Source organism: Stenotrophomonas africana, assembly GCF_013004645.1.
GTDB lineage: Bacteria > Pseudomonadota > Gammaproteobacteria > Xanthomonadales > Xanthomonadaceae > Stenotrophomonas > Stenotrophomonas africana.
Map to the genome: position 1 here is coordinate 1 of NZ_JABEME010000021.1, position 22,407 is coordinate 22,407.

Sequence of the window (22,407 nt, forward strand, 5' to 3'; positions counted from 1 at the left end):
CCCCCCCCCCCCCCCCCCCCCCCCCCCCCCCCCCCCCCCCCCCCCCCCCCCCACCTCTGACAGATTTCTGCGGCTGTTGGTAGGTGTCGACCTTGGTCGACACTGTAGATCCACGCCATGCGGGGATAAGACCGACCGTGGGAATGCGGGGTCAACCGACTTCGTACAACTCCAGCGGCAGGTCGTCAGGGTCGGCGAAGAAGGTGAAGCGGCGTCCGGTGTATTCGTCCACGCGAATCGGTTCGCAGGCGACACCATGCGCGGCCAGGCGCTGGATGAAGGGTTCCAGTGCAGTCACCCGGAACGCGAGGTGGCGCAGGCCCTGGGCCTCCGGGCGGCTGGGACGGGGCGGCGGCGAGGGGAAGGAGAACAGTTCCAGCTGCCCGCCGTCGGGCAGGGCCAGGTCCAGCTTCCAGGAATCGCGTGCGGCGCGGTGGTTCTCGGCCAGCACGCGCAGGCCGAGGATGCGCACGTAGAAGTCCTTCGAGCGTGCGTAGTCGCTGCAGATCAGTGCGGCGTGGTGGATGCCCAGCAGGCCGTCGGAAGCGGTGTTCATTGCAGGGTGTCCAGCCAGCGCTGGGCGATCTTCTGCGCCAGCGGATAGGGTTCGGGGTCGTTGCGGTTGGTCAGTACGATCACGGTCAGGTGCTTCTCCGGGTGACGCACGATCACGTTGCGGAAGCCGATGCTCTCGCCGCTGTGCCATTGCACCGAACCATTCAGGCGCCAGCCGAAGCCGTAGTGCGGTACATCCGGTTCGGGCGTCGATGTGGCCGGGCTGAACATCGCCCGGCGCGAGGCTTTCGACAACAGGCGGTCGTCGTACAGCGCCGCATCCCACCGGGCCAGGTCGTCCAGCGAGGAATAGATGCCGCCATCGCCGAGCACGGCACTGGTGGTGCTCTGGTCGGTGCGTTGCCAGTGGCCATCGATCTGGCTGTAGCCATAGGCGCGTGCGGTGATGGTATCCACGCCGTCCTGGTGGGCCACGGTGTGGGCCATGCCCAGCGGGCGGAAGATGCGTTGCTGCAGGAAGGTCGCGTAATCCTGGCCGGACGCGCGGCCGACGATCAGTGCCAGCAACGCATAACCGCTGTTGCTGTAGCGGTACTGCGTGCCGGGTGCGAAGTTCAGCCGGTCCTGGCGCGACAGCAGGGCCAGCACATCGGCATCGTGTACCTGCCGTGTGTCTGCCGGGTCCATCAGGTCTTCGTAGTCGAGCAGGCCGCTGGTGTGCGAGAGCAGGTGGCGGAGGGTGATGGCCGCGGCAACCGGTGGCAGCTCGGGCAGCCACTGCCGGGCAGGTTGGTCCAGCCCCAGCCGCCCGTCTTCCACCAGCAGCAGCACCGCCGCAGCGGTGAACTGCTTGCTGACCGAGGCCAATCGGAAATTGCTGGCCATGGTTACTGCAGTGCCGTCCTCCACCACCGCCAGACCGTAGCCGCGGCGGAATACCGGTTGCCCATCGTGCAGCACCAGAACTGCGGCGCCGGGTACCTGGCCATCGTAGGCCTGCATCAGCCCGTCGATGCCCGCGTCCGGTGGGGTCAGCACCGGTGCGGCGCAGCCTGCCACTGGCAGCAGGCCCAGCACGACGGCGAACAGGGCGACGGCAGGGCGCATGGCGGCTCCCGAGGGGTCAGGGTGAAGGCGCGGGTGTGGTGCTGGCCGGCTGCGCCATCCAGCGTTCCATCTTGCGGTCCAGCACATCCAGCGGCATCGAGCCGTCCTTCAGCAGTTCGGCGTGGAAGCGGCGCAGGTCAAAGGCCGCGCCCTGGCGTGCCTTGGCCTTGTCGCGCAGGGCGACAATGGTGGTCAGGCCAGCCACGTTGGACAGCGCCTGGCCGGGCTGGGCCATGATCCGCTCGACTTCGGCGTTGGCGTCGTCGCTGCTCATGTCCACGGTCTTCTGCAGGTAGGTGACGGCCTGCTGCTTGCTCCAGCCCTGTGCGTTGACGCCGGTATCGGCCACCACGCGCGCGGCGCGCAGCAGGCGCGAGTACAGGTAGCCGATGCGGTCGTAGGGATCGGTGTAGATGCCCAGGTTCTCGCCCAGCGTTTCCGCGTACAGGCCCCAGCCTTCGACGAAGGCGAGGTCGCCACCGAGGCGGCGGAAGCGCGGCAGCTTGGCCAGCTCCTGCTGCAGGCCAAGCTGCACGTGGTGGCCGGGGATCGCTTCGTGCAGGTACTGCACCGGCACGTTCCAGCGCTTGCGGCTGGGCAGGTCGCGGGTGTTCACGTACAGCACGCCGGGTTGCCCCGCCGGTGACGGCTGATAGGCTGCGGCGGCGGCGGTCAGCGCACGTTCCGGTTCCACTGCGCGCACGTCCAGCGTCGACTTGGGCAGGGTGTCCAGTACCTGCGGCAGGCGCGCATTGACCTGCTGCTGCACTTGGCGGTAGCGGTTGATCAGCGCATTGGCGTCGCCGTACTGGAACTGACGGTCATTGCGCATGCTGCGCAGCAGTTTGGATGGCGTTCCACGCAGCTTGGCGTCCTTCATCACCGTGGCGATCTGTGCCTGCAACTCCTGCACGCGCTGCTCGCCCAGTGCATGCAGCTGCGCGGCAGTCTGGTCGCTGGCGGTGGTCTGCACGATCAGGTTGGCGTACCACGCCTGGCCATCGGGCAGCGCGCTGAGGCCACTGCTGGCGCGCGTGGCGGGCAGGTATTCGGTGGCAATGAAACCGCGCAGGGCGCGATAGGCCGGCATGATGCGCAGTTCGATCATGCGCTTGTACTCGGCACTGATGCGCGCCTTGTCCTCGGCCGCGATGGTGCTGGGCATGGTGCGGATCGGCGACCAGAAGATGCTCTCTTCAGCGGTCGGCTTGATGACCGCATCCAGCTGCGGCAGCACCTTCTCCATCAGGTCGCGCGGCTGTACCACGCCAGCCTTCATGCCCTGGCGCATGTTCTCGATGGCCTGGTCGAACAGCTCGGGAATGCCCAGCGCGCGGCGCGACCAGGTGTCGTAGTCCTGCACGGTGTTGAACGGCTGTGCGCCGGCACCGGCGCCGAGGATCGCCATGATGCTGCCGACGTTGTAGTACTGGCTGATCGGCATCATCCAGCTGGGGTAGCGCTCTGCGGCCAGCGAGGCGCGCGCATCGCGCACGAAGATCTCGTAGCTGAGCAGGTCCTGGCCCTGCAGGCCGTCGCTGCCGAGCTTCTCCACCTTGCCAAGCCACTCGGTGGTGAAGTCGTGCGATTGCTGGCGCCATGCGGCGGACAGGATGTTGGGCAGCTGGTCGTTGTAGCGGGCCTCGCCCTGGAAGGTCGCCTGCAGCGGATTCAACCGCATCGAGGCATCCCAGTATTCGTCGTACAGGCGCTCCAGCTGCACCTGCTTGGGTACGGCCCGGGCCGGTGCGACCGGACGCGGCGCGGCGCGGCGCGCCGAGCTGCCACGGGCCGGCGCGGTGGCGCGGGCGGGCCTGGCCTTGGGCTTGGCGGCCTGGCGGGTCTGCGCGGCGGCAGGGCGGCTGGCCTTCTTTTTCGCTGCTTCGGCCGACGGCACGGCGCTGAACAGGAACAACGCGGCGATGGCGGCGGCCAGGGCGCGGGTGGGATGCGGCATCAGGAGCTTCCGTGGAACACAGACCGTGGAGCTTGCACGATCCGGCCGCGTACGGCCAGCGTGAAGGCGCAGTCAGCTTTCTGCTGCTGGGGCTTCAGTCAGCCGCGGCTGCGGCGCGCAGCGCGGCGGCTCTGTCTGCACCCAGATAGCGGGCAATGGCACGCCGCATCAGGTACAGCAACGGAATCAAAGCAATCGCAAAGCCCATCTTGTAGATGTAGTTGACGCTGCTGACGGCGAGGAACAGCGAGGTCGGCCAGTGTTGCGGGCCCAGCACGAAGGCGATCCAGATCACCACGAAGCTGTCCACCAACTGCGAGACCGCAGTCGATCCGGTTGCGCGCAGCCACACGTGGCGCTCGCCGGTAGCCTGGCGGATGCGATGGAACACCGCCACGTCGATCAGCTGGCCGAGCAGGAAGGCCACCAGCGAACCGGCGATGGTCCACATGCCCTGGCCGAACACGGCTGCGAACGCGGCCTGGTAGTCCGGCACACCGTGGCCATCCATCGAAGTGACCCACCAGCTGGCCGGCGCCAGCGAAATGGCCGCGAAGGCGAACAGGAAGCCGTAGCCGATCAGCACCACCGCCAGCCACGAGATGAAGCGCACGCCGCGCTTTCCGAAAAACTCGTTGATGGTGTCGGTCATGATGAACACCACCGGCCACAGCAGGGTGCCGGCGGTGAAGCTGAGCGAGCCGGTCTGGCCGAACAGGTTCCAGTTCAGCGGATCGATGCCCAGGGTGTCTTCCAGCGCGAAGATCTTCACCCCGATCAGCTCGGCCAGCACCGCGTTGCCGCAGAAGAACGCGGCCAGCACGATGAACAGCAGGACCGCGCGGTCCTGTAGCGGGCGCTCGATCGGCGCCGGTGTCATTCGGTGCGTTCGCCAGTGCGTTCGCCGGCACGGGTGAACGGCACGCTGGACGGCGCCACGGCACCGCCGGAAATGATGAAGCTCATCGCCTGGTCGACGGTCCAGTCGGTCGGGGTCAGCAGCTCCACCGGCACGATCTCCAGATAACCCGAGGTCGGGTTCGGCGTGGTCGGCACGTACACGGCGGCCAGCTCACGGTCGGTGCCGTGTTCCTTGATCACGCGGGTGACCAGACCGACCGATTTCATGTCGCGGTGCGGGAAGTCGATCAGCACCACGCGCTGGGTGCTGCCCGGCTCGGTCTGAAGCATGTCCAGCAGCTTCTTGGCGCTGTCGTAGATGATGCTGGCCAGCGGAATGCGCTTGATGACCGCGCCCACCCAGCGCAGCAGGCGCTGGCCGAGCACGCGGCGGCTGGCCACGCCCACCGCCAGGATCACCAGCAGGGTGGCCAGCAGGGCGATGGTGTCCTGGATCCACTCGGCGCGGACCCAGCCGAGGTAATGCGGGAAGCTGGTCGCGATCTGCTCGGAAAGTGGTACCACCAGCGGGCTGGAAATGCCCGACAGCAGCACGAACACGAACTTGACCACGACCCAGGTCAGCCAGATCGGCAGCAGGGTGAGCAGGCCGGTCAGGAACAGGCGCTGCAGGGAAGGGCGGGGAACCAGGGCGGGGGCTTCGAGCGACATGTGCGCATTGTAGCGGCCGGCGTGGGTCGATTACGCTGGGGAATCGACTGCGGCAACGGCACATGGAAGGGAAGCTGTGTTGAAGATCCTGCGCGGACTGGGCTGGACCCTGGCAGGCCTGCTGGTGCTGGCCATCGTGGTGTGGTGCGCCTCGCGCATGTGGCCGGTGCCCGAATCGCGCCTGCAGGCGCAGCAGCGACTGGAAGCACGCCTGCCGGCGACCGGCCACAACGGTTATGCCTTGTTGTGGACGCTGCCGTTCGACGATCTGGATGCCCAGCAGCGCGAGCAGGCGCTGGCCGAGGATGTACGGCGCTGGGAAGCCGATGCACATGGCGGAAGCAGCGGCCGGACACACCTGGTGGCCAACCATGCCGAGCTGCACTCGCGGCCCGGGGCCAGTTGCGGGCCGGCCGCCAGCGGCTGTCTCGCCCAGGTCCGCGCGGACCCGCAACGCTTTGTGGAGGCCCACGCCGGGCACCAGCAGTTGCATGCGCGGCTGGATCAGCTCGCCGAAGCGGACTACTTCGTGTCGCCGTTCCGGCCGAAGGGCGAGGGCATTCTGGTCCCGTTGCCGGCCTATGGCGTGGTGATGGACGCCACCAGTGCACGCGCGCTGGCCTACGTGCAGGGTGACATTGACGGTGCCCTGCGTGGTGCCTGCCGTGGCCTGCAGCTGGGCCGGCGACTGGTGCCCGGCGGCCGCTATCTGGTCGAGAGCATCATCGGTGCCAGCCTGGTGCAGGCCAATGCCCAGCTGCTGGCTGACATGCTGGTCGAACTGCCTGCCGACCACCCCCTGCCGGCCGAGTGCGAACAGGCCATGCAGCCGTTGCGGGCCGAGGAACAGAACCTGTGCCGTGCGATGCAGGGCGAGTACGCGATGAGCCGGGCGGCGATCGAGTCCTCGGCCCAGGAATTTGGTGGCGTCCTGGTGCTGGATCGGAGCAGCACGTTGGCGCGCGTGGCCGGCAATCTTGGCTGGGCCTGTGGCGCAGCCGCCACGGCCGCGCTGGAGGCTGATCGGCCGCTGCCGGTACAGGCGCCGCCGCAGCGGGATTTCGGTTGCCTGTCCAATGTGATGGGGTGCGTGCTGACCGAGATTGCCGCGCCCGTCTATCCTGCGTATTCGTCACGGTCCCAGGACGCGGCGGCAATGCTGCGCCTGCTCGGCGCCCAGCGCTGGTTGCGGCAGCAGGCGCAGGACCCGGCTGAGGCGCTGCAGCGGTTGCCTGCGCAGTTCCGGTCGCCGGTGCGGTCGCCGCGGCTGTCCGTCGATGGCCGCCATCTGCTGGTGCCGCGTCGTTCGCCACCGCAGGGTGACGCTGAGAGCCCCTGGTTGTCCGTACCGCTGATGGCCGACGCCGACGCAACTGCCGCGGCCCGCGACTGAACCGTAGCTCAGTCGGTACCGGCCTGCGGATCGAATGCCCAGCCATCGCCGACGGTCTGCAGCGTCCAGCGGCGGGTGCCACGCAGTGCCTGCCAGTGCACGCTGTCCTTGTCGTTCTCGATGCTGCCTTCGGCGTGCCTTACCTTGCGCGTGGAGAAGTTCACGCTCAGCGATTCGGTCTTCCCGGAATTGCGCATCACCGAATCCTGGTCGTAGCCGATCAGCGCGAACGCGCCATCCTGCCAGCGGAAAGTGAAGGCGGTGGTACCCATCGACCAGCTTCCGGCGCTGGCGAATGAAAACAGCGCGATCCTCAACGTGCCACGCTGGATGCTGACACCACCTTCTTCAAGCGGATCGCTCATGACCGGGTTGTCCGGGCGCGGAATCAGCTGATGGTCCTGCACCGCCAGCACATAGCCGGTTGGGCGCGACCATGCCACGGCGAGAATGCGCGGGTTGCTGTCGTATGGCGATGGGCCGAAGCCATCGTGTTCGATGACATTGCGCGGATCCTGCTGGCGCAGCACCAGTACCAGGTCCGCGCGGCCATCCCGGTCGAGATCGCCTTCGATGCTGGACTCCAGCGTCCAGCCGTCGGGCACGAAGCCGGCAGCAGTGGCAGCCTGGGCCGGCAGCGTCGGGTACTGCACCGTCGGCAGGTCGAGCGCATGGGCCGCGCACGGCAGGGTGCTCAGCAGTGCTGCAAGGGTGTAGGGGCGCATCGGGCCTCCATGGCAGAGGGCAAAGAGGATAGCGCCCCAGCGTTGATTCAGCGTGCGTGCGGCTTCAGGCGCAGATAGACCTGCTTGCGCACCTGGGCGACAACCTCGCCGCTTTCATCGACCACGTCGTTGCTGAACCAGCGCAGCACCTTTTCACCGCCAGCTGCTTCGGCCCGCAGTTCATCCAGCAGCGCATCGTCGATGCGGAACGACGTACGCACGGTGCCGCGGCCGGGCTTGAGGAAATCGATGGCACCGGCCCGGTCCCATACGTAGTAGTCGCGGCCGAGGATGTGCAGCAGGCCCAGCATCCAGAACGGATCGGTCATCGCAAACAGGCTGCCGCCGAAGTGGGTGCCGACATAGTTGCGGTTCCATGGCCGCAGGCGCAGTTCGACATCGATCTGCCGGTAGTCCGGCGTGATGCGGGTAACGTGGATGCCGGTGAACAGGAACGGCGGCCAGAGATTGATACCGAAGCGGAACAGGCGGGCGTTCATGCGAAGGCCGGGCAGGAGGCGAGGCTGCCAGTCTAACCATTCGCATGCGTATGTTGTAGCCTTGGCGAGCGTCCGCACGATTCGGACGTGGTCCGGCGAATTGTAGAGTCGAGCTTGCTCGACTGCTTTCAGGGCAGCAGCGAATACGCTCGACGCCATCCGATAGCTATTTCAGCGTTTTCCCGATGGGTACGGCCCGGTCTCCGGCCCATGCTGTTTACATGCCCAGCCCTGCCTTGTTGCGCGGTCGATTTTCCGCAATCGGATGCTTCTACGTAGTCACCGCTGTCACCGCGGGTCGTCGACGCATCTTTGCAGATACGCGACACGCGGCGACCCTGATGGACGGCCTTCGTGACAGTGACCGCCGTGGACTCACGCGATCATTTGCCTGGGTGGTAATGCCCGATCATCTGCATTGGGTCATGCAGCTGCGTCAAGGAACCCTGGGGCGATGCATGCAGTCACTGAAGTCCAGAGTGGCCATTGCAGTCAATGTGCACTCCGATGAAGGACAGCCGGTGTGGCAGCGGGGCTACTACGATCATCTGATCCGGAATGAGGCGGATGTTCGGCAACAGTCACTGTATGTACTGGCCAACCCCGTGCGCGCGGGCCTGACACCGCGGCTGGGAGACTATCCGTTTGCGTGGTGTCGCTGGCCGCTGGAATGAGGCGGAGGCAGTCGAGCAAGCTCGACTCTACAGGCGGTGTGCACATCCTGCGTCATGCGCCGTCGATGACATACCCGTCGCGGCCGTTGGCCTTGGCCTGGTACAAGGCGGTGTCGGCGCCTTCGACGAAATGGTGAGGTTGCAGCGTGCCATCGGGTACGCGGGTGAACACGCCGATGGTGAGGGTGACGCCTGCTTCGCTGCCGTCACCGGGCGCCGGCACTGCACGCACGCAGGCGATCAGGTCCTCGATGACCTGGCGCGCGCCTTCGGCCGGGGTATCCGGCAGCACCAGAGCGAACTCATCGCCGCCGTAGCGCGCGGCCATGTCGCGTGGGCGGCGTGCATGCGCACCGATCAGGCGTGCGACATCGCGCAGCACGCGGTCGCCGACCTGATGGCCATGGCGGTCGTTATGGCGCTTGAAGTGGTCGACGTCGATCAGCGCCAGGCTCAAAGGCTTGCCACTGCGCCGGGCTGCATCGCATTCCTGCTGCAGCGACTGCTCGAAGCGCAGGCGGTTGCCAAGACCGGTCAGCGCGTCGCGGTTGGCCTGGCGGTGCCAGGCCGAGATCCGCCAGATCGCCCAGGCCAGCAACACCAGCAGAACGCCCAGCATTGCGCTGGCCGGTGCCCACCACAGGTCACCGGCGCGCAACAGCAACCAGCTCAGCAGCGGTGGAAGCGGCAGCGAGCACAGCGCAGCAAGCCATGGCAGGCGCAGGCCGAGCAGGATCACGCACAGCGCCACCAGCACGCCGCTGATGGCATGCTGCCAGAGGCGTGGCAGCAGATCGATCTGCTTGTGCTGCAGCAGCATCGAAGCGATGTTGGCCTGGTACTCACTGCCGCTCATCCAGAACTCGCGGGTGGTCGGGGTCAGCAGCCGCGGTGCGATGCCGCTGGCGGTCATGCCCACCATGATGCGGCGGCCATGCAGCATCGCCATGTCCACGTGACCATCCAGCACGTCGGCATAGGACACCTGCGGCAAGCGCTCGGGCGGCCCGGCATAGCGCACGCGCACATAATCGTTGCGCCGCCATTGATAGGGCGAACCGATCTCCGGATGGGGGTCAGGCAGGCCGTGCACCGCGCCCGGCGGCAGGTCGGCCAGCGCCAGCCCCAGCGCCGGCCAATGCGCCTGGCCGATGCCGGCGTGCAGGTACACGCCGCGGGCGACACCATCGCCGTCCACTTCAACGTCGGTGTGGCCGATGGCGGCGGCACTGGCCGCAATCTGCGGTACCGGCAGCATTTCCTCTGCCATGCGATCACCGGCCGCGGGCGCGGCCAGCACCGGCAGCACTACCCGGCCATTGCGGCGGATGGCCGCGGCCAGCGCCTCGTCCTGGCGGCTGTCGCGGCGGTCCGGTTCGGACAGCATCAGGTCCAGTGCAACGCGTTCGGCACCGGCATCGGTCAGCCGGTCCAGCAGGCGGGCATGGATCGAGCGGGGCCAAGGCCATTGGCCGATGCGCTGCAGGCTGCCTTCGTCGATCGCCACGATCAGCACGCTGGGGTCGGGACGATAGTCCCAGTTGCCGACCATGGCGTCGTAGGCAGCTTCATCCTGCCGCCACAGCCATTGGCCCTGGCTGGCGATCACGGTCAGCACGCCAGCCAGCAGCGCCAGCAGGATCCTCTTCGACCACGGCAGTGGCGAGCGCCTCATAACAACAGCCACAGCAGCAGGGCGCCGCCGCCGGCGCCGTAGCACAGGCGGCACGGCAGCTTGATCTGCTGCGCCGGCGAGTACTCGCCGGCATGACCGTCATCGTCGATGTACTGCACGCGTACATGCAGGGTGCCGCTCCACGGCCGCTTGAAGCTGACCTGCGGCTCGGCAACCGTCTCATCGACCAGGGGGGCCTTGAAGTCGCCGCGGCGATCGACCTGCACCCGGTAGCGCTGGCCGTCGCTGCCGGCCTGCCAGCGCAGGGTCAGCTCACCGTGCGCGGCCTCCGGCGGCTGCAGGGCCGGATCGACCGGTTCATTGCTCAGTTGCAGCGGCAGCGCCTGGCCATAGCGGCCCTGGTGACCGTTGCCATCGCGCGAGGCCACGCGCCAGAAGTACTGCCCCGGCGGCAGTGGTTGTGCCAGGCGCAGGTCGGTGCCCTGGGTCGTCTGTTCCTGCAGTGGCTGCACGAAGCTCGGCTCGGCGGCGATCTGCAGCACGCTGCTGCGTGCGCCGGGGGCCTGGCTCCAACGGAAACGCGGCCGGTCGCCGTTGATCGTCTGTCCATGCAGCGGGGCCACCGTCAGCGGTGGCGGCGGTTGGTCGCTGAGTTCGAAATCAACGCTGGCATCCAGGCCTTCCACGCCCTGCGCGTCGACGGCGCGCAGCAGCACGCGCAGCTGCCCGGGCGGCAGGTCGCCGATGGCCAGGCGGGTGTCTTCGGTGGTTGCGGCAAACAGCAGGATTTCCGGCGTTGCCGCCTGCACCACTTCCACGCGGTAGTGCGCGGCGCCGTCGACGGGGTCCCAGGCGAGCAGGGTCGGCAGCGGCGCCAGCCGAAGCTGGTCATTTCGCAGCGTCGGCGCCGGCAGCAGGAGCGAGACCGCAGCGGGGGCTGCGTCTGCGCTGCTGCTGCGGGTAGCCTGTCCAGGTTGGACCATGCGCTGGCCGTGGGTGTTGCCGACCTGCACCTTGCCCTGCAGGACCTCGGTGGCGGCAACCTGGTGGGTGTCACCGGCGCTGACCCGGAACACGGTACCGCGCACGCTGCTGGTCGCGGTGGGGGCGTCGATGATGTAACGCGATGCCGGGCCGCGGGCGGGCGTCACCCGGTTGCTGGCACGGCCCTGCTGCAGGCGCAGGCGGGTATCGACCATGCCGGTATGGCCATAGCGGCTGAGCTGGTCCAGGCGCAGCCGGGAATACTCGCGCAGCTGCAGGCGCGAGGCGTCGGCGAATTCAAGAGTGACGCTGGAGTCGCCTTCGGTCTGCACGGTGTCACCGATGCGAAGCTGTTCCCCGGCGAGTATCGCGCGGGTGGCACTGCCATCGGCGCCTGACAGCTCGACCTTGCCGCGCACCGACAGCACGCGGGCGGGCGCAGGCTCGATGCGCAGCCAGCTGATCGGGAAGCGCAGCAGCTGGCCCGGCGGCAACTGGTAAGGATTGTCGATGCGGTTGTGCTGCTGCAGCTGCTGCCAGCGTACCGACGGCTTCAGGTACAGGCTGCCCAGATCCCACAGGGTATCGCCGGGACGGACCCGGTAGTTCCAGTCCTGGGCGGTGGCCAGACCCGGCAGCAGCAGGAGGGTACAGAGCAGGATGCCCTGGAAGCGCATGGCGAACGACAGCGAGCGGACGAAGGTCACAGTTTGCAATCCCGGCAAAACGGGGGTGCAGCTGCAAGACCCCATGGCCCCGACCTCATCCCCCCGAACGGATCGTGGCGGCCGAACGGCCGCCATCCCGCGCATTATTGCCCGCGTTCAGTGCAGGGATTCTGAACGAAGTCCGTTCCCGTTCAGAACAGCAGGGAGGCCATCCGGCGGCGGTACTGGCCAACCAGGTCCTCGTCGGAGATCACATTGAAGGCGTCGATCAGGGCCTTGCGCGGCAGCCCTTCCTCGAAGGCGCGGTCGATCCGCAGCATTTCCAGGAACTGGGCAAGTGCGGCCTCATCGTGGCCGCCCAGCAACAGCTGCACGCCACGCAGGTGTCGGGCCTTGAGGTCTTTGCCGTCGGCGGCAATGCGCGCGTCCAGCACTTCGGCCGCGGGTGCGTCCTTCAGTGCGGCGGCGAAGGACAGGCGGGCACGGGCGCGCACGGCACGGTCGTCGGTGGCGAGATTGGCGGGCAGGCCGTCGATCAGCGTGCCGGCCTCGTCCACGCCGCCGATCTGCAGCAGGGCCAGGGCCAGGTCGAGCTTCAGCTCGTCCTTGTCCGGCTCGGCGGCGATCTGCGCGCGCAGCACATCCACCTGTGCCTGCGGGTCCAGCGGTGTCTGGTCTTCGGCAGCGGCGTCGCCGATGTCGGCCGGCACGATGCCGTGCTGGGCCAGGAATTCACGCAGCTGACCTTCCGGGATGGCCCCCGGGAAGCCATCCACCAGCTGGCCGCCCTTGACCAGGAATACGGTCGGCACCGAGCGGATCTGGAAGGCCGCAGCGATCTGCTGTTCGGCGTCGACGTCGACCTTGGCCAGCTCGAAGGCGCCGTTGTATTCGGCGGCCAGCTTTTCCAGCATGGGCCCGAGGGTCTTGCACGGCCCGCACCAGGTGGCCCAGAAGTCGACCAGCACCGGCGTCTGCAGCGACTTCTGCAGGACTTCGGCCTCGAAGGTCGCAGTGGTGGCGTCGAATACGTAGGTCGTCTCGGTCATGGGAGAGGCATCGTTTGGCATCTGGAGACCGATTCTATGGTGACGATCGATGCCGGTCTCAACCCGCGATGCCGCAAATGCCCGACAATGCGGCCTTCCTGCCGCCGTTGTTCCGGAGCCCGCATGTCGTCATTGTCCCCGCTGTTGCGCCTGTCCGGGGTGATCGCCGCGCTGCTGTTCGTGCTGGCGGTGATGGGCTTCGGCTCCGGCCTGGAAGGTTATGCACAGGCGCGGCACCCGGTGGCCCTGCTGGGTGCGCGGGGCGTGCCGCACGCGTTGGCCTTCAATCTGCTGGGTTTCGTGCTGCCGGGCCTGCTGGCGGTGGTGGTGGCCGAATGCCTGCGCCGGCGACTGCCGGCCAGCGCTGGCTGGGCGCCGCGGGTGGGCAGCCAGATGCTGCTGTTGGGCGGGCTGGCCTTCGCCGCGATGGGCTTGCTGCCGCTGGATGTGGACGATCTGCACGGGCCAGCCAGCCAGCTGCATGCCAGTGCCTGGATGGTCTGGGTGCTGGGCTTCGTCGCTGGCACCCTGTTGCTGGGCATCTCCCGGTTGCGCCAGGGGCATGGCCGCGGCCTGGGTGGGCTGGCCCTGGGCTGCGGCGTGCTGGCCGCGCTGGCGGCCTTTGCCCTGCAGGGCGTGTTGCCGGCGCCGCTGGCACAGCGGCTTGCCTTCGCCTGCTGGGCCGTCTGGCTGGCACTGGCCCTGCCGCTGTCGCGACCGCGCTGAGACCGCCTCCGGACGCAATCGGCGCCGGCGGTCGACGGGCAGGATTGGAGCCATTTGCCGCACTGCGGTACGCTGTACCGCTTTGCCGCCGCAACCGCGTGTTACATGACCAGCGTCGAACCCAACGTTTACGATCCGCAGCAGGTTGAATCCGCCGCCCAGAAGTACTGGGACGCTACCCGTGCCTTCGAAGTCGACGAGACTTCGGACAAGCCGAAGTACTACTGCCTGTCGATGCTTCCGTATCCGTCCGGTGCGCTGCACATGGGCCACGTGCGCAACTACACGATCGGCGATGTGATCAGCCGCTACAAGCGCATGACCGGCCACAACGTGCTGCAGCCGATGGGCTGGGACGCGTTCGGGCTGCCGGCGGAAAACGCGGCGATCAAGAACAAGACCGCGCCGGCGGCGTGGACCTACAAGAACATCGATCACATGCGCAGCCAGCTGCAGTCGCTGGGCTATGCCATCGACTGGTCGCGCGAGTTCGCCACCTGCCGCCCGGACTATTACGTCCATGAGCAGCGCATGTTCACCCGCCTGATGCGCAAGGGCCTGGCGTACCGCCGTAACGCGGTGGTGAACTGGGACCCGGTCGACCAGACCGTGCTGGCCAACGAGCAGGTCATCGACGGTCGCGGCTGGCGCTCCGGCGCGCTGGTCGAGAAGCGCGAGATTCCGCAGTGGTTCCTGCGCATCACCGACTACGCCCAGGAGCTGCTGGACGGCCTGGATGAGCTGGACGGCTGGCCGGAATCGGTCAAGACCATGCAGCGCAACTGGATCGGCCGTTCCGAGGGCCTGGAAATCCAGTTCGACGTGCGCGATGTCGACGGCAGCGCGCTGGACCCGCTGCGCGTGTTCACCACCCGCCCGGACACGGTGATGGGCGTGACCTTCGTGTCGATCGCCGCCGAGCACCCGCTGGCGCTGCATGCGGCGAAGAACAACCCGGAGCTGGCGGCGATGCTGGCCGACCTGAAGCAGGGCGGTGTATCCGAGGCCGAGCTGGAAACCCAGGAAAAGCGCGGCATGGATACCGGCCTGCGCGCGCTGCATCCGGTCACCGGCGAGCCGGTGCCGGTCTGGGTCGCCAACTTCGTGCTGATGGGCTACGGCACCGGCGCGGTGATGGCCGTGCCGGGCCATGACCAGCGCGACAACGAAGTGGCCAACAAGTACGGCCTGCCGATCAAGCAGGTGATCGCGCTGAAGGATGCGCGCACCGAAGAGGAGCGCAACTGGGACGGCAGCCGCTGGCAGGACTGGTACAGCGACAAGAGCCGCGCCTTCGAGCTGGTGAATTCGGCCGAATTCGACGGCCTGGACTTCCAGGGCGCCTTCGAAGCGCTGGCCGAACGTTTCGAGCGCAAGGCCCAGGGCCAGCGCCGCGTCAACTACCGCCTGCGCGACTGGGGCGTGAGCCGCCAGCGCTACTGGGGCTGCCCGATTCCGGTGATCTACTGCGCCAAGTGCGGCGCGGTGCCGGTGCCGGAAGAGCAGCTGCCGGTGGTGCTGCCGGAGGACGTGGCGTTCTCCGGCACCGGTTCGCCGATCAAGACCGACCCGGAATGGCGCAAGACCACCTGCCCGGACTGCGGTGGCGCGGCCGAGCGCGAGACCGACACGTTCGACACCTTCATGGAGTCGAGCTGGTACTACGCCCGCTACACCTCGCCGGGTGCCCGTGATGCCGTCGACAAGCGCGGCAACTACTGGCTGCCGGTCGACCAGTACATCGGTGGCATCGAGCACGCGATCCTGCACCTGATGTATTTCCGCTTCTATCACAAGCTGCTGCGCGACGCGCGGATGGTGGACAGCAACGAGCCGGCGCGCAACCTGCTGTGCCAGGGCATGGTGATTGCCGAGACCTACTACCGCCCGAACCCGGACGGCTCGAAGGACTGGATCAACCCGGCCGATGTGGAAGTACAGCGCGACGAGCGCGGCCGCATCACGGGCGCCACCCTGATCGCCGACGGCCAGCCGGTGGTGGTCGGTGGCACGGAGAAGATGTCCAAGTCGAAGAACAACGGCGTGGACCCGCAGGCGATGGTCGGCAAGTACGGCGCCGATACCGTGCGCCTGTTCTCGATGTTCGCCGCGCCGCCGGAACAGTCGCTGGAATGGAACGAAGCCGGCGTGGACGGCATGGCCCGCTTCCTGCGCCGCCTGTGGGCCCAGGTGCAGAAGCATGCCGCCGACGGTGCCGCCCCGGTGCTGGACGTGGCCGCACTGGATGCCAACCAGAAGGCACTGCGCCGCAAGACTCACGAGACCATCGGCAAGGTCGGCGACGACTATGGCCGCCGCCACAGCTTCAATACCGCCATTGCCGCAGTGATGGAACTGATGAACGCGCTGGCCAAGTTCGAGGACGGCAGCGAGCAGGGCCGTGCGGTGCGCCAGGAAGCGTTGCAGGCCATCGTGCTGCTGCTGAACCCGATCACCCCGCATGCCAGCCACGCCCTGTGGCAGGTGCTGGGCCATGGCGAGACGCTGCTGGAAGACCAGCCGTTCCCGCAGGCCGACGCTGGCGCGCTGGTGCGCGATGCGCTGACCCTGGCCGTGCAGGTCAACGGCAAGCTGCGTGGCACCATCGAGGTGGCGGCCGATGCCGCACGCGAGCAGGTCGAGGCGTTGGCCCTGGCCGAGCCGAACGCGGCCAGGTTCATGGAAGGCCTGACGGTGCGCAAGATCATCATTGTGCCGGGCAAGATCGTGAACATCGTCGCTGCCTGATGCACCCCGCATCGGCCACCCGCGTGGTGGCCGGTGCCTTTCCGATGCAGGGCCATGTGCATGATGGCCCTGCATTCACGCGGCTTCGGGCACGCTGTGTGTTGCCGTGATCGCCCGGCTCCGCCAGACTGTCTCCATGACCCGAATCCTGCTTGCCCTCGTTCTTGCCCTCGGCCTTGCCGGCTGCGGCTTCCATCTGCGCAACAAGCTGATGCTGCCGACCGATACGGCGCCGGTGAAGGTGGTCTCCACCGCGCCTTACAGCGAACTGGTCAAGCTGCTCAACCGCAGCCTGCTGGCGTCCGGCGCCAAGCTGGCCGATGAGGACAGCAAGGAACCCAGTACCCAGCTGCAGGTGCTGTCCGAACGCTGGGGCGACCTGCCGATCGCCATCGACTCGCAGGGCCGTGCCCAGGAGTACAGCCTGCGCTATGCGGTCATCTTCATCTTCCGTCGCGAGGATGGCAGCGAGCTGGTGCCGCAGCAGGTGATCGAGCTTTCGCGCGACTACGTGTCGCCACCGACCGACGCCACCGGTACCACCACCGAACGCGAGATCCTGGCCGATGAATTGCGCCGGGAAATGTCGGCGTCGATCATCCGCCGCATCGACAGCGTGGTCCGCGCCGAGATCGAGAAGGGCGGCAGCCTGTCGGCACCGAAGGCCAAGCCGCTTGAGGGTGCGGTGCCGGCCGAGCCGGTCCCCGCAGCCAAGCACTGAGCTGCGGCGATGGAACTGCGTCCGGAGCAGCTGGCCGGCCAGAGCGCTGATACCGCGCTGGCACCGGTCTATCTGATTGCCGGCCCGGAAACCCTGCGCGTGCTGGAGGCGGCCGACGCCATCCGTGCACGTGCGCGTGCCGCCGGTATTGGCGAGCGCGAGGTGTTCGACGCCGATGGCCGCGATTTCGACTGGAACCAGCTCGACGCCAGCTTCAATGCGCCCAGCCTGTTCAGCGCCCGCCGCCTGGTTGAGGTGCGCCTGCCCAGCGGCAAGCCGGGCAAGGACGGCGCCGAGGTGATCAGCCAATTCTGCGCCAACCCGGCGCCGGACGTGGTGCTGATGATCACGGCCAACGAATGGAGCAAGGCCCATCAGGGCAAGTGGGCCGAGGCGGTCAACCGCGTCGGCGTGCTGTCGGTGGCGTGGGCGATCAAGCCGCACGAACTGCCGGACTGGATCGAGCGCCGCCTGCGCGGCAAGGGCCTGCGCGCCGATCCGGCCGCAGTGCAGCGTCTGGCCGAGCGGGTGGAAGGCAATCTGCTGGCTGCCGCACAGGAAATCGACAAGCTGGCGCTGTTGGCTGATGGCCAGCCATTGGATGTGGAACGGATGGAGTCGCTGGTGGCTGACGCTGCCCGCTATGACGTGTTCCGGCTGATGGAGGCGACGTTCTCCGGCCAGTCGCCGGCCGTGCTGCGCATGCTGGCCGGTCTGCGCGGTGAAGGCGAGGCGGTGGCCGCATTGATGCCGATGGTGATCCGCGAGCTGCTGGCCGGCGCCGGCCTGGCCCGCGTGCAGGCCCGCGGCGGCAATCTGGCCGCCGAAATGAAATCGCGTGGCATCTGGGAATCGCGGCAGGCGCCGTACAAGCGCGCGCTGCAGCGGCACCCGGAAGGCAAGCGCTGGGAGCGCTTCGTGGCCGAAGCGGGCCTGGTCGACCGCATCGCCAAGGGGCGGGCCGACGGCGATGCCTGGCTGGCACTGGAGCGCCTGCTGGTGGCCGTGGCCGAACCGCGTGCCGTGCGCCTGCTGGCGCGGGCCTGAGCAATGAGCCTGCGGATCTATTACGGGGGCACCTTCGATCCGGTGCACCTCGGGCACCTGGCGATCGCGCGGGCCGCCCGTGACGAACTGCAGGTTGCCGTGCGCATGCTGCCGGCGGCCGACCCGCCGCACCGTGCGGTGCCCGGTGCCACTGCCGAACAGCGTTGCAGCATGCTGTCTCTGGCCATTGGCGACGAACCTGGCCTGCTGCTGGACCGGCGCGAGCTGGACCGCGCCGCCCGCTATCCCGGTCGTCCTTCCTATACCGTCGATACCCTGCGCGAACTGCGTGGCGAACTCGGCCCGAGCCGGCCGCTGGCCTGGCTGGTCGGCGCGGACAGCCTGCTGGGCCTGGCCGGTTGGCACGAATGGGAGGCCCTGTTCGGGCTGGCGCATTTCGTTGTGGCTGAACGGCCGGGCAGCCCGCTGCGGGCCTCGCTCGACGGCGAGCTGGGCCACGCGCTGGAAGGGCGCTGGGCCGACAACGAACAGGCCCTGTTCGCCAGCGCGGCCGGGCGCATCCTGCGCCTGCACCACCCGCTGCGCGAGGAATCGGCCAGCGCCGTGCGCTCACAGATCGCCTCCGGCGGTCCCTGGCGCGCACTGCTGCCGCCGGCCGTGGCCGACTATGTGGCTGCACACGGGCTGTACCGCCCGGCCACGCCGTGAATGGCGCGGCGGCGCCATCCCCGTATAATCGCCCCCACGTTTATCGAGTCGATCCACTTTGAGCAACCAGACCCAGCCCCAGACCATCAAGGTCGATCTGCCCAGCCCGCCGCCGTCCGTGCCGGAACTGCTGGCCAGCGTCCGCCAAGCCACCGAAGACCTGAAGGCCAAGGACCTGGTCGAGATCGACGTGCGCGGCCGGTCCAGTGTTGCCGACTACATGATCGTCGTTTCGGGCACCTCGACCCGCCACGTCAAATCAATCGCCGATGAAGTCGTGCGCTTCGCCAAGAACATCGACGTGATGCCGCTGGGTGTTGAAGGCGAGCGCGAAGCCGAGTGGGTGCTGGTCGATCTGGGCGACGTGATCGTCCACGTGATGCTGCCGCGCGTGCGTGAGTTCTACGCCCTCGAGCGCCTGTGGACCGTCGGCGACCAGCCGCCGTCCAGCGACGACGAAGTGGCCTGAGCCACACGTTGATGCATCCTTCGACGGCGCCGATGGCGCCGTCGACGTTTTGGAGAACCGTTGATGAAAGCCCGCCTGATCGCCACCGGTGAACGCGCCCCCAGCTGGGTCGCGCAGGGCTTCGCCGAGTACCAGAAGCGGCTGTCGCACTGGCTGCCGTTCGAACTGGTGGAAATCGAGCCCGGCCTGCGTGGCAAGGGGCGTGATCCGCGTCGGGCTACCGAAGACGAAGGCAAGCGGGTCATCGCCGCGCTGCCGAAGAATGCCTATGTGGTGGCCCTGGACGTGCCCGGCCGCCAGCTGAGTTCCGAACAGCTGGCACAGCGCCTGGAGCATTGGCGCGGGCAGGGCAGGGACCTGGCGTTCCTGATCGGTGGCCCGGAAGGGCACTCGCCGGAAGTCTCCGCGCTGGCCGATGAGAAGTGGTCGATCGGACCGCTGACGCTGCCGCACATGCTGGTGCGCCTGGTGGTGGCCGAGCAGCTGTACCGGGCTGCCGCAATGATTGCCAATCACCCCTACCATCGCGCGTGAAGAGTGGTTATACTAGTCGTCTGCCCGAATAGCTCAGCCGGTTAGAGCACTTGACTGTTAATCAGGGGGTCGTTGGTTCGAGTCCAACTTCGGGCGCCACTTTGAGAAACCTGCATCGCGAGATGCAGGTTTTTTTTTGCCGTGTTGTAGAGCCGAGCCCACGCTCGGCTGCACCCTGGAAGCCGAGCATGGGCTCGGCTCTACAATCTGCTGCTCCAACCATGGATGCCGATCGTGCGCGCACTCCTGTCCGTCGTCTCTCTGTTGCTTGCGCCGCTGACGTTCGCCGCAGCGAATGCGGCACCACCGACCTGGCACCCGCCGCAGGGCACTACCGAGCTGCCGTTGTGGCCGGAAGGCAGGGTGAAGGCACCGCCAAAACTGAAAGGTCCCGAGCAGATCAGTGAAGCAACCTCCAGGGCCAGCGGAGAACGCTGGACGATGTTGCAGAACGTGGCCGTGCCGACCCTCACCGTGTTTCCGCCGAAAGGACCGGCCAATGGCACCGCCGTGATGGTGGTGCCCGGAGGTGGTTACCGGGTGTTGGCGATGGACCTGGAAGGCAGTGAAATCTGCGATTGGTTGAACGCGCAGGGCATCACCTGCGCGCTGCTGAAGTACCGCGTGCCGGCGTCCGGGCCCAACTGGGATCCCGACTGCAACTGTCGCGACAATCCGACGGTACCGATGGCCTTGCAGGACGCGCAACGTGCAATGGGCCTGCTGCGCTTGCAGGCACAACGCTGGAACCTCGACCCGAAGCGGGTGGGGGTGATCGGTTTCTCGGCCGGCGGACACGTGGTGGCGGGATTGAGTACGCACGCACGTCGTAGCTACGCGGCGGTCGACGCGGCCGACTCACAGTCCAGTCGCCCGGATTTCGCGATGGTGATGTACTCCGGCCATCTGTGGGCCGGGCATGGCAAGGGGCTGTCCCTGGTCAAGGACATCGTCTTGGATGACGCGGTGCCGCCGACGTTCATTGCGCAGGCCACCGATGATCGCACCGACGATGTGCGCGAATCACTCGCCTACTACCAGGCGCTGATCGATGAAGGCGTGCCGGTCGAGATGCATCTGTTCGCGCGCGGTGGCCACGCGTTCGGTCTGCGCATGAAGGATGCACCGGTGGCGGTGTGGCCACAGCTGGCCGAGCGCTGGATGCGGGATATCGGCATGCTGCCCGAACGCCAGTTGTAGAGCCGAGCCATGCTCGGCTGCCCGTGCGAAGCCGAGCGTGGGCTCGGCTCTACAGTGCCAGCTCACCTCTGGAGAACGCCACCAACGTGGCGATCGCCACCACCAGGATCGCGCCGAACAGCGCCCACTCCCAGCGCGTGAATACCTTTTCCCCTCGCTGGTGCCGGGTGAACGCGAACAGCACCACGCCGGGGACGTACAGCAGGACCGACAGCAGCAGGTTGTCGAGGCCGCCGGCATACACCAGCCACAATGCATAGGCACTGGCCAGCAGGGCAACGACGAAATCGCGCCAGCGCGCACCCGGTTCATGCGCATAGGCCTGGCCACGCCAGGCCAGCTGCACGCCGAACGCGGTGGACAGGAAGTAGGGCACCAGGCTCATCGACGCGGCCAGCAGCACCAGTCCGGTATAGCTGCCGGAATTGACCAGCACCAGCAGCAGGAACATCTGGATCAGACCGTTGCTCAACCACAGCGCATTGGCTGGCACGCCGTGCGCGTTTTCGCGGCCGAGGAACGCGGGCATGGTGCCGTCGCCGGCCGCGGCGTACAGCACCTCGGCGCACAACAGCACCCAGGCCAGCAGCGCGCCCAGCACGGAGATGATCGATCCGACGATGATCACCGTTGCACCCCACTCGCCGACGATCGCACGCAGTACGTACGCCATGGATGGATTGGGCAACCCGGCCAGTTCGGCCTGCGACAGCACCCCCATCGACAGCAGGCTGACCAGCACCAGCAGCAGCCAGACGCCGAGGAAACCGATCACCGTGGCGCGGCCGACATCGGCACGGCGGGCCGCGCGCCGCGAGTAGATGCTGGCGCCTTCGATGCCGATGAATACCCACACGGTCACCAGCATCATGCCGCGCAGCTGCTGACCCAGATCACCCAGTGCGGGCGTACCGAAGAAATCGGCGCGGAACACGTCCATGCGGAACGCGCCGGCGGCCAGGATCAGGAACAGCGCGATGGGCAGCAGCTTGGCCACGGTCACCAGCCCGTTGACGATGGCAGCGGTGCGCAGGCCCCGCAGCACCAGCAGATGCACGGTCCATAGCAGCAGTGACGACGCGGCCACCGCGGCCGGGGTATTGCCTTCGCCGAAGATCGGCAGGAAATGTCCGAGGCCGCTGAAGATCAGCACGAAGAAGCTGGCGTTGCCAAGCACCGAGGCGACCCAGTAACCCCATGCCGCGGAGAAACCGATGTAGTTGCCGAAGCCCTCGCGCGCATACGCGTAGATGCCGGTATCGAGATCCGGCCGGCGGTTGGCCAGCGCCTGGAACACGAAGGCCAGCATCAGCATGCCGGCGCCACTGACCGCCCAGCCGACCAGCGCCGCGGCCGGTCCGGCGCTGCGCGCCACGTTCTGTGGCAAAGAAAAGATACCGGCACCAACCATCGAGCCGACCACCAGAGCGGTCAACGCGGGCAGGCCCAGGCGTTGCGATGTCGCAGCCATGCAGATCCCCTGCGGCGGTGATGCCGCGTGCACACGGTAGC

At 67.5% G+C, this 22,407-nt stretch carries 21 protein-coding genes and 1 tRNA gene; 11 read left to right on the forward strand and 11 right to left on the reverse strand.

All coding sequences use genetic code 11. The features are described 5' to 3' along the window. Positions 1-151: 151 nt before the first annotated feature. The 5 genes from gloA2 to HLA98_RS20290 form a co-directional block, all read right to left on the reverse strand. Complete coding sequence (gloA2, locus tag HLA98_RS20270; protein WP_049447555.1) at positions 152-556, reverse strand: SMU1112c/YaeR family gloxylase I-like metalloprotein; 405 nt, start codon at positions 554-556, stop codon at positions 152-154. Continuing rightward, positions 553-1,623, reverse strand: coding sequence for a serine hydrolase domain-containing protein (locus HLA98_RS20275; protein ID WP_057501197.1), 1,071 nt, complete (start codon positions 1,621-1,623; stop codon positions 553-555). Before HLA98_RS20275 ends, gloA2 begins: the two co-directional genes overlap by 4 nt. Before the next feature lie 16 nt (positions 1,624-1,639). Continuing rightward, entirely contained in the window at positions 1,640-3,580 is a 1,941-nt protein-coding gene (locus tag HLA98_RS20280; RefSeq protein ID WP_057501198.1) for a DUF885 domain-containing protein, read from the reverse strand. A 94-nt stretch (positions 3,581-3,674) separates the two neighbouring features. Beyond that, a complete protein-coding gene (locus tag HLA98_RS20285; RefSeq protein ID WP_057501199.1) occupies positions 3,675-4,460 on the reverse strand; it encodes a queuosine precursor transporter in 786 nt (261 codons plus the stop codon). Beyond that, on the reverse strand, positions 4,457-5,152 hold the full coding sequence (locus HLA98_RS20290; RefSeq protein ID WP_005414135.1) for a DUF502 domain-containing protein: 696 nt from the start codon (positions 5,150-5,152) through the stop codon (positions 4,457-4,459). Before HLA98_RS20290 ends, HLA98_RS20285 begins: the two co-directional genes overlap by 4 nt. 76 nt (positions 5,153-5,228) lie before the next feature. Here HLA98_RS20290 and HLA98_RS20295 point away from each other — a divergent pair, with 76 nt between their 5' ends. Next, positions 5,229-6,545, forward strand: coding sequence for a hypothetical protein (locus HLA98_RS20295; RefSeq protein WP_057501200.1), 1,317 nt, complete (start codon positions 5,229-5,231; stop codon positions 6,543-6,545). Positions 6,546-6,553: 8 nt separating this feature from the next. Here HLA98_RS20295 and HLA98_RS20300 read toward each other — a convergent pair whose 3' ends face one another. Then, the gene (locus tag HLA98_RS20300; RefSeq protein WP_057501201.1) at positions 6,554-7,270 is read right to left on the reverse strand and encodes a hypothetical protein; all 717 of its coding nucleotides are present in this window, start codon (positions 7,268-7,270) and stop codon (positions 6,554-6,556) included. Between the two features lie 47 nt (positions 7,271-7,317). Further along, on the reverse strand, positions 7,318-7,770 hold the full coding sequence (locus tag HLA98_RS20305; RefSeq protein ID WP_049447560.1) for a DUF4442 domain-containing protein: 453 nt from the start codon (positions 7,768-7,770) through the stop codon (positions 7,318-7,320). A 221-nt stretch (positions 7,771-7,991) separates the two neighbouring features. On the opposite strand from HLA98_RS20305, the gene HLA98_RS20310 reads away from it, so the two are divergent. After that, positions 7,992-8,444 carry an REP-associated tyrosine transposase gene (locus HLA98_RS20310; protein ID WP_057501202.1) on the forward strand — a complete coding sequence of 151 codons (453 nt, stop codon included), beginning with the start codon at positions 7,992-7,994 and terminating at the stop codon, positions 8,442-8,444. A 52-nt stretch (positions 8,445-8,496) separates the two neighbouring features. Here the strand turns inward: HLA98_RS20310 and HLA98_RS20315 are convergent, their stop codons facing one another. The 3 genes from HLA98_RS20315 to trxA form a co-directional block, all read right to left on the reverse strand. After that, a complete protein-coding gene (locus HLA98_RS20315) occupies positions 8,497-10,119 on the reverse strand; it encodes a CHASE2 domain-containing protein (protein ID WP_049447562.1) in 1,623 nt (540 codons plus the stop codon). Next, positions 10,116-11,816, reverse strand: a complete 1,701-nt coding sequence (locus HLA98_RS20320) for a FecR family protein (RefSeq protein ID WP_057501203.1) — start codon at positions 11,814-11,816, stop codon at positions 10,116-10,118. Before HLA98_RS20320 ends, HLA98_RS20315 begins: the two co-directional genes overlap by 4 nt. 107 nt (positions 11,817-11,923) lie before the next feature. Further along, positions 11,924-12,781, reverse strand: coding sequence for a thioredoxin (gene trxA / locus HLA98_RS20325; protein ID WP_057501204.1), 858 nt, complete (start codon positions 12,779-12,781; stop codon positions 11,924-11,926). 123 nt (positions 12,782-12,904) lie between these two features. Here trxA and HLA98_RS20330 point away from each other — a divergent pair, with 123 nt between their 5' ends. The 9 genes from HLA98_RS20330 to HLA98_RS20370 all read left to right on the forward strand — a co-directional run bounded on the left by HLA98_RS20330 (position 12,905) and on the right by HLA98_RS20370 (position 20,895). Continuing rightward, the gene (locus HLA98_RS20330; RefSeq protein WP_057501205.1) at positions 12,905-13,507 is read left to right on the forward strand and encodes a DUF998 domain-containing protein; all 603 of its coding nucleotides are present in this window, start codon (positions 12,905-12,907) and stop codon (positions 13,505-13,507) included. Positions 13,508-13,612: 105 nt separating this feature from the next. Further along, complete coding sequence (gene leuS / locus HLA98_RS20335; protein WP_057501216.1) at positions 13,613-16,255, forward strand: leucine--tRNA ligase; 2,643 nt, start codon at positions 13,613-13,615, stop codon at positions 16,253-16,255. A gap of 136 nt (positions 16,256-16,391) precedes the next feature. Continuing rightward, positions 16,392-16,976 (forward strand): LPS-assembly lipoprotein LptE, encoded by a 585-nt coding sequence (locus HLA98_RS20340; protein WP_049447566.1) that lies wholly within the window; start codon positions 16,392-16,394, stop codon positions 16,974-16,976. A gap of 9 nt (positions 16,977-16,985) precedes the next feature. After that, positions 16,986-18,023 (forward strand): DNA polymerase III subunit delta, encoded by a 1,038-nt coding sequence (holA, locus tag HLA98_RS20345; protein WP_057501206.1) that lies wholly within the window; start codon positions 16,986-16,988, stop codon positions 18,021-18,023. A gap of 3 nt (positions 18,024-18,026) precedes the next feature. Further along, entirely contained in the window at positions 18,027-18,692 is a 666-nt protein-coding gene (nadD, locus tag HLA98_RS20350; RefSeq protein WP_049447568.1) for a nicotinate-nucleotide adenylyltransferase, read from the forward strand. A 58-nt stretch (positions 18,693-18,750) separates the two neighbouring features. Next, on the forward strand, positions 18,751-19,161 hold the full coding sequence (rsfS, locus tag HLA98_RS20355; protein WP_005418109.1) for a ribosome silencing factor: 411 nt from the start codon (positions 18,751-18,753) through the stop codon (positions 19,159-19,161). 63 nt (positions 19,162-19,224) lie between these two features. Further along, positions 19,225-19,695, forward strand: coding sequence for a 23S rRNA (pseudouridine(1915)-N(3))-methyltransferase RlmH (rlmH, locus tag HLA98_RS20360; RefSeq protein ID WP_005418108.1), 471 nt, complete (start codon positions 19,225-19,227; stop codon positions 19,693-19,695). A gap of 22 nt (positions 19,696-19,717) precedes the next feature. After that, positions 19,718-19,794, forward strand: a tRNA-Asn gene (locus HLA98_RS20365). Between the two features lie 147 nt (positions 19,795-19,941). After that, positions 19,942-20,895, forward strand: coding sequence for an alpha/beta hydrolase (locus HLA98_RS20370; protein WP_375516134.1), 954 nt, complete (start codon positions 19,942-19,944; stop codon positions 20,893-20,895). A gap of 49 nt (positions 20,896-20,944) precedes the next feature. Here the strand turns inward: HLA98_RS20370 and arcD are convergent, their stop codons facing one another. Then, positions 20,945-22,366 (reverse strand): arginine-ornithine antiporter, encoded by a 1,422-nt coding sequence (gene arcD, locus HLA98_RS20375; protein ID WP_057501208.1) that lies wholly within the window; start codon positions 22,364-22,366, stop codon positions 20,945-20,947. Positions 22,367-22,407 lie beyond the last annotated feature (41 nt).

Bases quoted from the DNA above. Each gene is read 5' to 3' on its own strand.
- gloA2 (WP_049447555.1), bottom strand. From the start codon at position 556: ATGAACACCGCTTCCGACGGCCTGCTGGGCATCCACCACGCCGCACTG.
- HLA98_RS20275 (WP_057501197.1), bottom strand. From the start codon at position 1,623: ATGCGCCCTGCCGTCGCCCTGTTCGCCGTCGTGCTGGGCCTGCTGCCA.
- HLA98_RS20280 (WP_057501198.1), bottom strand. From the start codon at position 3,580: ATGCCGCATCCCACCCGCGCCCTGGCCGCCGCCATCGCCGCGTTGTTC.
- HLA98_RS20285 (WP_057501199.1), bottom strand. From the start codon at position 4,460: ATGACACCGGCGCCGATCGAGCGCCCGCTACAGGACCGCGCGGTCCTG.
- HLA98_RS20290 (WP_005414135.1), bottom strand. From the start codon at position 5,152: ATGTCGCTCGAAGCCCCCGCCCTGGTTCCCCGCCCTTCCCTGCAGCGC.
- HLA98_RS20300 (WP_057501201.1), bottom strand. From the start codon at position 7,270: ATGCGCCCCTACACCCTTGCAGCACTGCTGAGCACCCTGCCGTGCGCG.
- HLA98_RS20305 (WP_049447560.1), bottom strand. From the start codon at position 7,770: ATGAACGCCCGCCTGTTCCGCTTCGGTATCAATCTCTGGCCGCCGTTC.
- HLA98_RS20310 (WP_057501202.1), top strand. From the start codon at position 7,992: ATGCCCAGCCCTGCCTTGTTGCGCGGTCGATTTTCCGCAATCGGATGC.
- HLA98_RS20315 (WP_049447562.1), bottom strand. From the start codon at position 10,119: ATGAGGCGCTCGCCACTGCCGTGGTCGAAGAGGATCCTGCTGGCGCTG.
- HLA98_RS20320 (WP_057501203.1), bottom strand. From the start codon at position 11,816: ATGGGGTCTTGCAGCTGCACCCCCGTTTTGCCGGGATTGCAAACTGTG.
- trxA (WP_057501204.1), bottom strand. From the start codon at position 12,781: ATGACCGAGACGACCTACGTATTCGACGCCACCACTGCGACCTTCGAG.
- HLA98_RS20330 (WP_057501205.1), top strand. From the start codon at position 12,905: ATGTCGTCATTGTCCCCGCTGTTGCGCCTGTCCGGGGTGATCGCCGCG.
- leuS (WP_057501216.1), top strand. From the start codon at position 13,613: ATGACCAGCGTCGAACCCAACGTTTACGATCCGCAGCAGGTTGAATCC.
- HLA98_RS20340 (WP_049447566.1), top strand. From the start codon at position 16,392: ATGACCCGAATCCTGCTTGCCCTCGTTCTTGCCCTCGGCCTTGCCGGC.
- holA (WP_057501206.1), top strand. From the start codon at position 16,986: ATGGAACTGCGTCCGGAGCAGCTGGCCGGCCAGAGCGCTGATACCGCG.
- nadD (WP_049447568.1), top strand. From the start codon at position 18,027: ATGAGCCTGCGGATCTATTACGGGGGCACCTTCGATCCGGTGCACCTC.
- rlmH (WP_005418108.1), top strand. From the start codon at position 19,225: ATGAAAGCCCGCCTGATCGCCACCGGTGAACGCGCCCCCAGCTGGGTC.
- arcD (WP_057501208.1), bottom strand. From the start codon at position 22,366: ATGGCTGCGACATCGCAACGCCTGGGCCTGCCCGCGTTGACCGCTCTG.